We start from the raw sequence: 11,256 nt of genomic DNA on the forward strand, positions 1-11,256 counted from the left end.
GGCGCGAGGCTGCGCAACGTCAGAACGTGATGGTGGCCGTGATCGTGGTGCTGTAGGTGCCGGCCGCCGGGGAGTTCTGCGACGGCACGCGACCGTAGACGGTCAAGACCTGCGCGGTGCCGGAGCCGGTGCCGCTGACCGTGTCGGTGCCGACGGTGTTGCCCCAGATCTGGGTCCGCGCGCTGTCACTGTAGAGCTGGAACCCGACGGTGGCCGCGCCGGAGCCCGCCAGCAACCGCGCGGCGATGGTCGAACCCGTGGTGGTGCCGGCATCGAAGCCGACGTTGTACGGCGCGGTATTGCTGCAGGTCACGCTCAGGGTTGCGGTCTGATCCACGTTGGCCGCGAGCACGCCCTGGGTGCCGAAGTTCAGCGCGTTGGCGCTGATGGAGCAATCCGCCTGCAGCGTGAGCGAGACGGTGAAGGTGGTCGTCTTGGTGGCGGCCGACAGCCATTCCGGGAAAACAAGCAATGCCGCCATCAACACGAGCACGCGCGGAGAAGACGATAACCTGCGTGAGACCACGCGAAATGGACGCATCCCTACCCCTCTGCAGAGAAATATTGACTTGCGCGGGCACTTGCAAAATCAAGCCCAAGCCGCGCACTCCTTATTTAAATCACGAAGCTCTCTTACCTTAGTCAATTCATGTGCGGTTTCAAGTACACGGGTGCGATCGTGCCGTCGCGCGAGACAGCGCGGTCTCTGATCCGTTCGTTGGTGGGCAACGGTGGCTTGGCCGGTCTTCGAAGCAAGCCGCAGCAAGGCTGGCCCAACCTCTTGAAGCCGTGTTCAGCGCAAGCAACCGGTCGCCTGCGGTTGACCTTGGCGCGACATCATTGAATTTCAATTCAGGCCAGTACAAAACAAATCTGAATTCCCGATCTCAATCGATGAAGATGAGCCTCGGGAATCGACGGCATCATGGATTCGATATGCCCTCATTCTGATATTCGAAACGCAAAGCTTGTGCCTTTGCAATCGGCGACAGATGCGCCGCCGCGCCTTCGGCAAGACGGCGCGGATCGGGCAATACGTTGGTTCAGCGCTCGGCACCCAGCAGTTTGCGCATCGCCTGGACCAGCTTCGGGTCGGTCGCGCCGAGGGTATTGGTGCGGGCGTTGATGCGGCCTTGCGCATCGAGCAGGACGATCGTGCTGGAGTGATTGAAGTCGCCGTCCGCTAGGCGCCGGTACTGGATGCCCAGCAGCGCGGCAATCGAGCGCGTACCGCTGCTGTCTGCGCGGGCCAGCTGCCAGCGGTCGTCCGCGCCGTGGTCGGCAGCGGTCTTCTTGAGCACGGCGACGGAATCGCGTTCAGGATCGACCGTGATCATCAGCACCCGCACGCCGTCGCGCGCGGACTTGCCGCCCTTGTCCAGCGTCGCGCGGATGGTCTCGAAGATCATCGGGCAGACCATGCTGCACGATGAATAGAACATGCTGACGAGCACCGGCTCGCCGCGCAGGTCGGCCAGGTGGAAGACGCGGCCGCTCTGGTCGGTCAGCGCCGCGCCGGATGCATACAGCGAGCCGGCAGCAAGCGGCCCCGCGGCCTGCGCGCCAGCAGCCGTGCCCGCCAGCAGCAGTGCCAGCAGGGCACGGCGGATGCGATTGAGAAGTGTCATGGAGGGTCTCCATTGAGGGTTCTGGCGCAGCGGAAGCCCAGGCTACCCGTGGCATCCGCGCCACCGAGGGAAGACAGCAGCGCTACACGCATCAGCACGGCGTAGCTGTCGCGCCGCACGATGCTGATGGCGCCGGCGCCGCAGAACTTCTGCTTGTCCGGATCGCCCTGCGTGCGGCTGTCGCCGCTGATGAACAGCGCGTTGAAATCGTCGACCCACTCCCAGATCAGGCCATGCAGGTCACGCACGCCATGCACGTCCGGCGGCCCGCCGACCGGCGGCAGCACGCGCGCCGCCGGCCGCTCGTACCAGGTCAGGATGCGCTGGCGCCATTGCGGGTCGTCGCGCGCATCGGCGCGGGTGGCGTCGGCCGCGGCGGCCGACTCCCATTCCAGCCAGGTCGGCAGGCGCGCGCCCTCGCTCTCGCAGTAGGCGCGCGCGGCAAACCAGCTCACGCCCGTCACCGGCGCTTGCGGCGATGCCTGCGGGGCCGGGTGCAGCGCGTCGGCCCAATCGGCCAGGTAGGCGGGGCCGGCAAAAACCTCGGGCACGCGGTCGCGGCGCCAGGCTTCATGGGCCTGCAGGAAGGCCTGGAAATCCGCGACGGTGACGGGCGTGGCGCGCAGCTCGAAGGGTTCGATGCGCACCCGCTGCGGCTGGCCCGGCGCGTTCTGCGGCAGCACGCTGTCGAAATCGCCGCCGGGCAGCCGCACGTAGGCGGCGCCCTGTGCGGCGGCGCTGGCCAACGCCGCCAGCACGGCTGCGATGCGCGAGGTCAGGCGAGCCATGGCGGTCACGCTGCCGCAATCAGTGCTCGGCCACGGCCTTGGCCGGTGCGGGCTGGGCACGGATCCTCTTGACGTCTTCCGCGCTGACGCGGCCGCCCGGGTTGTCCCAGCTGTTGAGCACATAGGTCAGGATGTTGGCGACCTCGTCATCGTTGAGCTGCGTCATCGGCGGCATCACGGAATCGTATTCCTGGCCATTCACCTTGATCTTGCCGTTCAGGCCGTGCAGCACGATGCTCACCGCCCGCTTCGGGTCCGCCGCCAGGAAGTCCGACTTGGCCAGCGGCGGAAACACGCCGGGCAGCCCCGTTCCGTTGCTCTGGTGGCACACCGAGCAGGTCCCCGCGAACAGCGCGCGGCCGGCCTGCACCTGATCCTGCATCGACAGCGTGCCGGATGCCGACGCCTGCGCCGCCCGGGTGACGGCCGACAGGTTGGGGCCGGCACGGTCGCCCAGGTACACCGCATCGAGCTCCTTGCCGGAATACAACGGCTTGTCTTCCGGACCGTCGATCTTGAGGATGGCCATCGCTCCCTTGTTGAAGGCGCGGAAGATCGAGTGGTCGACCAGCACGTAGCTGCCGGGCACCCTGGCGGTGAACTTCACGACAGCCGCGCCGCCCGCGGGGATCAGCGTGGTCTGCACATTCTTCTGCACGTTGGTGCCGCCCTCGTAGCGCACCTGATCGAAGATGGCGCCGATCACGTGGAAGCTCGACACCAGGTTGGGACCGCCGTTGCCGACGAAGATGCGCACCGTCTCGCCGGTCTTGGCATGCATCGCCTTGTCGCCCGTGAGCGCGCCTTCCGCGCCGTTGAAGAGCACGTAGGTCGGGCGCTCGTCGATGGCCTTTTCCATGTCGAACGGCTGCGGGCCCTTCTCGCGGTATTTGCCGGTGGTATAGAAATCGCCCTGCATCACGTAGTACTCGTGGTCCACCTTGGGCAAGCCTTCCGGCGGTTCGACCAGGATCAGGCCATACATGCCGTTGGCGATATGCATGCCGACCGGCGCCGTGGCGCAGTGGTAGACATAGACCCCCTCATTGAGGGCCTTGAAGGTGAACTGCGATTCGTGGCCCGGCGCGGTGAAGCTCGACGCCGCGCCGCCGCCCGGCCCGGTCACGCCGTGCAGGTCGATGTTGTGCGGCATATTGCTGTCCGGGTGGTTCTTGAGGTGGAACTCCACCGTATCGCCCTGCCGCACGCGGATGAAGCTGCCGGGCACCGTGCCGCCGAAGGTCCAGAAGGTGTAGCTGACCCCTTCGGAGATCGGCATTTCCTTCTCGACCACCTCCAGCTCCACGATGACCTTGGCCGGATAGTTGCGGTGGATCGGCGGCGGCACGTTGGGCGGACTCGTGAGCACCGCGCGGATGGGCTCGCCGCGCGGCGGACCGAAATCGCCGGGAAGCTTGGCTGCCTGGGCCGCCGCGCTCGTCAGCAGTACACCAAGCGTCACCGAAATCAGGCCCGCGCGCATCAGACGGCGGACCGCTTGAAGACAGCTCATTTTTTTCTCCCGCTGGTCGGTGTGTGTCGTCTGCTCCACGTTAGGAGCCGGCGACCAGTCGAGCTTTGACACAGCGCAAACGGGAATCGGCGCTCCACGATATTCCAGCGATGCCGCATGGCGGAGCCGGGCCAGGCCCCGCCTGCAAGGCAGGCATCAAGATACCCACAAAACAAGTATCTGATATACATCAATAGTGTTTCAGATTCCGATCACTACTATAGATGCATTCTCAATGCATCTTTTTGATGCCGACACAGCCTCAACGGAGTCCCCATGAAACAGACCGTCCCCTCCATCCAACTCGACCTCCGCATGCTGGCGCCGCGCGAGCGTCATCCGCTGATCTTCTCGGCCTTCGGTGAGCTCGACATCGGCCAGCGCCTGGAACTGATCAGCGACCACGATCCGCATCCGCTGCGCTCGCATTTCCAGATCGAGCGGCCCGGCCAGTTCACCTGGGACGACGTCGAGCGCGGCCCGCATACGTGGCGCGTCGCCATCACGAAGGTGGCGTCCGCCGCCAGCACCGGCGCCAGCGCCGGCTATTGCTGCGGCGGCGGCTGCAGCGGCGCCTGATCGTCCCACCGCATCCCACTGCATCCTTGCGAGGAACCTTGTCATGAATACCAATCACAGGTTGTGGCGATGGCTCGGCCTGATCTTCGTCCTGTCGTTCGGGGCGCTCGGCTACCTGGGGCGCCAGATTTATCTGGCGGCGCCGCCGATTCCGCAGGCCGTCGTCACCACCGCCGGCGACGTGCTGTTCACCGGCGAGCAGATCCAGCGCGGCCAGCAAGCCTGGCTGGCGGCGGGCGGCCAGCAGCTCGGCACCGTCTGGGGCCACGGCAGCTACGTCGCCCCGGACTGGTCCGCCGATTGGCTGCACCGCGAAGCGACGGCCCTGCAGGCCATCCACACGCAGCAGCAGTTCGGTTCGGCCGCATCGCTGACGGCTGCGCAGCAAGCCGCCGTCGATGTCACCGTGAAGGAGGAAATGCGCCGCAATACGTATGACGCGGCGCGGGACAGCATCACCGTGTCGAAGGAGCGCGCCCGCGCGATCCACGGCGTGGCGCAGCACTTCGAGGCGCTGTTCGGCACCGATCCGTCGCTGGCAACGCTGCGCGACCAGTATGCGATGGCCACCGGCGCGCTGCCGGACCAGGCCGACCGCGAGGCGCTGGCCGCGTTCTTCTTCTGGACATCGTGGGCAGCCGCCACGGACCGTCCGGGCGAAACCGACGTGTCGTACACCAGCAACTGGCCGCACGAGCCGCTGGTGGGCAACACCATGACCAGCGATGCGGCCATGTGGTCGATGGTGAGCATCATCCTGCTGCTTGCCGGCATCGCCGCGATGCTGTGGCTGCACGGCAGCGGCAAGCACGAAGAGGACGCCAAGCCGCTGCCGGCCGATCCGTTCCTCAACGTGGTCGCCACACCGTCGATGAAGGCCACGCGCAAGTACTTCTTCGCGGTCATCGGCCTGATCCTGGTGCAGATCGGCATGGGCGCCATCACCGCGCACTATGCGGTGGAAGGCGAGGCGTTCTTCGGGATTCCGCTGGCGCAGGTGCTGCCATACGTCATCAGCCGCACGGTGCACACGCAGCTCGGCGTGCTGTGGATCGCCACCGCGTGGCTGGCCACGGGCCTGTACATCGCGCCGCTGCTGTCGGGGCGCGAGCCCAAGTTCCAGAAGCTGGGGGTCGACCTGCTGTTCTGGGCGCTGATCTTCATCGTGGTGGGCTCCATCGCCACCGGCTGGCTCGGCACGCTGCAGCATCGCGGCGCAGACTTCGGCTTCTGGATCGGCAACCAGGGCCTGGAATACACCAGCATGGGCCGCGTGTGGCAGCTGCTGCTGTTCGTCGGCCTGCTGTTCTGGGTGGCGCTGCTCGGCCGTGCCCTGTGGCCGGCCCTGAAGACGCCGTCGGAATCGCGCGGGCTGATCGCCATGGTGTTCCTGTCGGCCACCTGCATCGGCGGCTTCTATTCGACCTCGCTGGTGTGGGGCCAGCACACCCACTACTCGATGATCGAGTACTGGCGCTGGTGGCTCGTGCACCTGTGGGTCGAGGGCTTCTTCGAGGTGTTCGCCACCGCCGTGGTCGCCCTGCTCTTCACGCGCCTGGGCCTGGTGCGCGCGGCCAGCGCCAACCGGGCGATCGTGGCGGAGACCATCGTGTTCCTGTTCGGCGGCATCCTGGGCACGCTGCACCACCTGTACTTCACGGGCACGCCCACCTCCATCATCTCGGTGGGCGCGGTGTTCTCGGCGCTGGAAGTGGTGCCGCTCACGCTGATCGGGCTGGAAGCGCTGCAGACCTATCGCCGCATGCGCGGCACGCCCTGGCTCGGCGCCTACAAGTGGCCGGTGCTGTGCTTCGTGGCCGTGGGCTTCTGGAACACGGTCGGCGCGGGCCTGCTGGGCTTTGCCATCAACCCGCCGGCCTCGCTGTACTACGTGCAGGGCCTGAACATGACGGCCGCCCACGGGCACGCCGCGCTGTTCGGGGTGTACGGCATGCTGGGCATCGGCCTGATGCTGTTCTGCCTGCGCGGCCTCTATGCGCGCAGCCTGCATGCCGACCGCCTGCTCAAGCCCGCGTACTGGGGCCTGAACATCGGCCTGGCGATGATGGTGTTCATGTCGCTGCTGCCGGCCGGCATCTACCAGGCCTGGGCCAGCATCACCAAGGGCATGTGGTACGCCCGCTCGCCGGAAGTGGTGCACTCCAAGCTGATGGAAACGCTGGTCTGGCTGCGCGTGCCGGGTGACATCGTGTTCGCCGGCGGCGCCTTCATCCTCGCCCTGTATGCGCTGCGGCTGCTGCGGCGCCCGCCATCGCGGCAAGCGGCCACCGCGCCGGCCACCGCGACGCGTTGACCAGGGTGCGCGGAGGCCGGACGATCGGCCTCCGCGCCACGGGCGTGCCGGCACAGCGGCGCGCCTTGGCTTGAGCCCGGCACGGGAGCGATTCACCGTGCCGGGCGTTTCCCATCGTTGCCCATTGGCCGGCACAAGCCACGGTCCACGACCGCCCAGGTCTGGCCGCAGAGCCCTGCACCCTCGGGGTTTTCCTGTACTGCCCGGCAACCGTTGCCTCCCTACAATGCGAGTCATCTAGATGAGTAGTTGACCCGCATGCCCGCCGACCTCCGCCTGCCCCGCTATCAGCAATTGCGCGACGACCTGGCCGCGCAGGTCGCCCGGCAGCAGTGGCGCCCGGGCGACGCCATCCCCACCGAGGCCGAGCTGGCCAAGCTCTACAACGTGGCGGTCGGCACCGTGCGCAAGGCGATCGACGTGCTCGTCGCCGAGGGGCTGCTGGAGCGCTTCCAGGGGCGCGGCACCTTCGTGCGCCGGGCCAGCTTCGCCAGTTCGCTGTTCCGCTTCTTCCGCTTCCAGAACGAGCGCGGCGAGCGGCGCATCCCCGAGAGCCGCATCCTCAAGCGCGACGTGCTCGACGCACCGTCCGCGCCGGCCGCCGGACTGCAGATCGAGACCGGCGCCCCGGTCATCCGCCTGACGCGCCTGCGGCTGCTCGATGCCGCGCCGCTGCTGGCCGAAGAGATCTGGCTGCCATACGACCGCTTCGAACCGCTGGCCACGCTGGAGCCCGGTGCCTTCGGCGACCTGCTGTACCCGCTCTACGAAAAGCAGTGCGGCCAGATCGTCGCCAGCGCCGAAGAGACGCTCACCGCCGAGGCCGTCAACGCGACCTACGCGCGCCTGCTGCGCATCAAGCCGGGCGACCCGGTGATGGTGATCGAGCGCATCGCGCGCGGCTACGACCGCGTGCCGCTGGAGTGGCGGCGCTCGCGCGGCGCGGCGGCGCATTTCCGGTACCACGTCGACATCCGGTAGCGCCCGCGCGCGACCGCACCGACCCACAACACAGACAACAAGCACAGGAGACAACACCATGCAGGCGCCCCCGCCGCCGCTGCTGGACGTACGCGGCGTCACGCTGCAGTACAAGACGCGCCAGCACTTGGTCACGGCCACCTATCGCGTCGACTTCCAGGTCCATCCCGGCGAGCGCACCATCCTGCTGGGGCCGTCGGGCTGCGGCAAGTCGACGCTGCTCAAGGCGATCGGCGGCTATCTCGCGCCCACCGAGGGCGAGATCCGGCTCAAGGGCCAGCCCGTCACCAGGCCGGGGCCGGACCGCATGATGGTGTTCCAGGAATTCGACCAGCTGCTGCCGTGGAAGACAGTGAAGGAGAACGTGCTGTTCCCATTGCTCGCCACGGGCAAGCTCGGCGCGCGCGAAGCCGAAGCGCGCGCGCTGCACTACATCCACAAGGTCAACCTCGCCAAGTTCGCGGACCACCACCCGCATATGCTGTCGGGCGGCATGAAGCAGCGCGTGGCCATCGCGCGCGGCATGGCGATGGAGCCCGACGTGCTGCTGATGGACGAGCCCTTCGCCGCACTCGATGCGCTCACCCGCCGCAAGATGCAGGACGAGCTGCTGCAGCTGTGGGACGAAACGCGCTTCACCGTGCTGTTCGTCACGCACTCGATTCCGGAGGCGATCCGCTGCGGCAGCCGCATCCTGATCCTGTCGCCGCACCCCGGGCAGGTGCGCGCCGAGCTGCCCAGCCTCGCGCGCGGCGATGACGACCCCGAGCGCTTCAAGGCGCTCGAAGCCGAGATCCACGACATGCTGTTCGCCCGCACGGCGGAGGAAACCCATGCAGACTGAGACCATCGCTCCACTGCCGGCCGCCGACATCAGCGCGCGCGCGCCGGTCTACCGCACGCCGGTGGCCTTCGAGCGCATCGGCGTGATCGAGAAACCGCTGTCGATGGCCGAGCGGCTGTATGCGCAGGCGTGGCTGCGCAAGCTGGCCATCCTGGTGGCGCTGGCGCTGGCGTGGGAAGGCGGTGCGCGCTGGCTCGACAATCCGCTGCTGCTGCCGACCTTCTCCGATACCGCGCGGGCGCTGTGGGCGGGCCTGGCCGACGGCACGCTGTTTGCGCGCATCGGCACGTCCATGCAGACGCTGCTGGCCGGCTACGCGCTGGGCCTGGCGCTATCGTGCGCGCTGGTGGTGCTGGGCATCGGCAGCCGGCTCGGCCAGGATTTCCTGGAAACGCTCACCGCCATGTTCAACCCGCTGCCGGCCATCGCACTGCTGCCGATCGCGCTGGTGTGGTTCGGCCTGGGCAACGGCAGCCTAATCTTCGTGATCGTGCATTCGGTGGTGTGGGCGGTGTCGCTCAACACGCATGCGGGCTTCCTGTCGGTGTCGAACACGCTACGCATGGTGGGACGCAACTACGGGCTCTCGGGCATGGCGTACCTGACGCAGATCCTGATCCCGGCGGCGTTCCCGTCCATCCTGACCGGCCTCAAGATCGGCTGGGCGTTTGCGTGGCGCACGCTGATCGCCTCGGAGCTGGTGTTCGGCGTCAGTTCGGGCCAGGGCGGGCTCGGCTGGTACATCTACGAGAACAAGAACCTGCTGCAGATCCCGGAAGTCTTCGCGGGCCTGCTGACCGTCATCCTCATCGGCCTGCTGGTGGAGAACCTCGTGTTCCGCACGCTGGAAGCGCGCACCGTCAAGCGCTGGGGCATGCAGGCCTGAGGCACGCCACCGCACGACAACCTCGACAACGACCAGGAGACCCACCCATGCAATCCACCCGATCGACCGCCCGCCGCCGCGCCCTGCGCCTGACCCTGGCCGCCGCGCTGACCGCCTCGCTCTTCGGCGGCGCCGTCGGCGCGGCGCGCGCGGAGGTGAGCGAAGTCCGCATCTCGCACGGCTACGGCGTGCTCTATCTGCCGATCATGGTGATGGCCAGCGAGCACCTGCTGGAGAAGCAGGCCAAGGCCGCCGGCCTGGGCGACGTGAAGGTCAGCTACCGCGTGCTGGACGGCGGCAACGTCATCAACGACGCGATGCTGTCGGGCGCGCTCGACATCGCCTCGCTGGGCGTGCCGGGCTTCCTCACGCTGTGGGACAAGACGCGCGGCAGCGCGATGGAGGTGCGCGGCCTGTCCGCGCTCAGTTCGTCGTCGATGTATCTGATGACGCGCAACCCGAACGTGAAGACGCTGGCGGACTTCTCCGACAAGGACCGCATCGCCGTGCCCGGCATCAAGACCTCGCTGCCCGCCGTGGTGCTGCAGATGGCGGCCGCCAAGGCCTTCGGCGACAAGCAGTTCAACAAGCTCGACCCGATCACCGTGCCGCTACCGCATCCGGACGCCACCGCCGTGATGCTCGCCGGCGGCAGCCAGATCAACAGCCACATGGCGTCGCCGCCGTTCTCGTACGCCGAGGCCGCCGCGCCGGGGCTGCACCGCGTCTTCAACACCGTGGACGTGCTCGGCAACATCACGCTGGACATGACCTACACCAGCAAGAAGTTCTACGAGGCCAACCCCAAGCTGTCGGCCGCCTTCGTCGCGGCGCTGGACGAAGCGAACGCGCTGATCGCCCGGGACAAGGCCAAGGCCGCGCAGATCTACATCGCGCAGTCCAAGGTGAAGAGCTCGCCGGACGAAGTGAAGAAGATCCTGGACGATCCGGATTCGCGCTTCACCACCACGCCGGTGGGCGTGGCCCACTATGCCGAGTTCATGCAGCGCGTAGGCACCGTCAAGGGCAAGCCGGCCTCGTGGAAAGACCTGTTCTTCCCCACGGTGCAGAATCGCCAGGGCTCATGAACGCCGGCCGCGGCCGGCATCCGAGGAGGTCTCATGACACTACGCATCGTCCGTCTCGGCGAACCCCGCCATCCCGACGAAGGCCTGCGCATCGGCACCGTGCGGCGCCCGCCGCGCGGCGTGCCGAAAGCGGAGTTCGCCAGCCGCGATTTCTACGACGTGTGGATGCCGCTGCTGTCGCCGTCGCCGGAGCTCGTCAAGGAGGCCCAGGCCGCGCAGGCGGCGCACGACGAGAAGGGATGGCACGCATTCGTGCGCCGCTTCCGCGCCGAGATGAACGAAGGCGATGCCGCGCGACTGCTCGACATGCTGGCCGCGCTGTCGCACCAGACCCATCTGTCGGTCGGGTGCTATTGCGAGGATGAGGCGCATTGCCATCGGTCGGTGTTGCGGGCGCTGCTGGTGGAGCGCGGGGCGGAAGTCGCCAAATGACCTTGCCCCGCACGCGGGCACGTCGTGCAAGCACGAGCGGCTCGCGATCGCACCTCCGACGCTTCCACGACTGGATGGACTGAGCGATCCCCGCGCCAGCCATGCCGATCCTTGCAGCATGCCCCCTCCCGGCCATGGCCGTGCTGTTTGGCGGCCCACCATTGGCCCGGCTGACCGTCGGCTCACTGATAGGCGGCAAAAAG

The 11,256-nt window shown here is 67.5% G+C and carries 11 protein-coding genes; 7 read left to right on the plus strand and 4 right to left on the minus strand.

The genetic code is table 11. The annotated features are described in order from the left end of the window. Positions 1-19: 19 nt before the first annotated feature. From GO999_RS21410 to nirK, 4 genes are all read right to left on the minus strand, one after another. Positions 20-541, minus strand: a complete 522-nt coding sequence (locus GO999_RS21410; RefSeq protein WP_011004747.1) for a Csu type fimbrial protein — start codon at positions 539-541, stop codon at positions 20-22. Positions 542-1,043: 502 nt separating this feature from the next. Further along, a complete protein-coding gene (locus tag GO999_RS21415) occupies positions 1,044-1,628 on the minus strand; it encodes an SCO family protein (RefSeq protein WP_016723579.1) in 585 nt (194 codons plus the stop codon). Beyond that, on the minus strand, positions 1,625-2,416 hold the full coding sequence (locus GO999_RS21420; protein WP_019719873.1) for a formylglycine-generating enzyme family protein: 792 nt from the start codon (positions 2,414-2,416) through the stop codon (positions 1,625-1,627). The genes GO999_RS21415 and GO999_RS21420 overlap by 4 nt, the downstream gene beginning before the upstream one ends. 19 nt (positions 2,417-2,435) lie before the next feature. Further along, complete coding sequence (gene nirK / locus GO999_RS21425) at positions 2,436-3,929, minus strand: copper-containing nitrite reductase (RefSeq protein ID WP_211906839.1); 1,494 nt, start codon at positions 3,927-3,929, stop codon at positions 2,436-2,438. A gap of 276 nt (positions 3,930-4,205) precedes the next feature. Between nirK and GO999_RS21430 the strand changes: the two genes are divergently transcribed. From GO999_RS21430 to GO999_RS21460, 7 genes are all read left to right on the plus strand, one after another. Next, positions 4,206-4,508: a DUF2249 domain-containing protein gene (locus GO999_RS21430; protein ID WP_011004751.1), complete on the plus strand. Its 303-nt coding sequence runs from the start codon at positions 4,206-4,208 to the stop codon at positions 4,506-4,508. Between the two features lie 43 nt (positions 4,509-4,551). Next, entirely contained in the window at positions 4,552-6,822 is a 2,271-nt protein-coding gene (locus GO999_RS21435; RefSeq protein ID WP_011004752.1) for a nitric-oxide reductase large subunit, read from the plus strand. A 258-nt stretch (positions 6,823-7,080) separates the two neighbouring features. After that, on the plus strand, positions 7,081-7,803 hold the full coding sequence (locus GO999_RS21440) for a GntR family transcriptional regulator (RefSeq protein WP_011004753.1): 723 nt from the start codon (positions 7,081-7,083) through the stop codon (positions 7,801-7,803). Between the two features lie 58 nt (positions 7,804-7,861). Next, entirely contained in the window at positions 7,862-8,647 is a 786-nt protein-coding gene (locus tag GO999_RS21445) for an ABC transporter ATP-binding protein (RefSeq protein ID WP_011004754.1), read from the plus strand. Beyond that, positions 8,637-9,533 carry an ABC transporter permease gene (locus GO999_RS21450; protein WP_011004755.1) on the plus strand — a complete coding sequence of 299 codons (897 nt, stop codon included), beginning with the start codon at positions 8,637-8,639 and terminating at the stop codon, positions 9,531-9,533. Before GO999_RS21445 ends, GO999_RS21450 begins: the two co-directional genes overlap by 11 nt. A gap of 47 nt (positions 9,534-9,580) precedes the next feature. Then, a complete protein-coding gene (locus GO999_RS21455; protein ID WP_019719871.1) occupies positions 9,581-10,621 on the plus strand; it encodes an ABC transporter substrate-binding protein in 1,041 nt (346 codons plus the stop codon). A 33-nt stretch (positions 10,622-10,654) separates the two neighbouring features. After that, positions 10,655-11,053, plus strand: a complete 399-nt coding sequence (locus GO999_RS21460; RefSeq protein WP_011004757.1) for a DUF488 domain-containing protein — start codon at positions 10,655-10,657, stop codon at positions 11,051-11,053. Positions 11,054-11,256: the final 203 nt, after the last annotated feature.

Source organism: Ralstonia nicotianae (assembly GCF_018243235.1).
GTDB classification, from domain to species: Bacteria; Pseudomonadota; Gammaproteobacteria; order Burkholderiales; family Burkholderiaceae; genus Ralstonia; species Ralstonia nicotianae.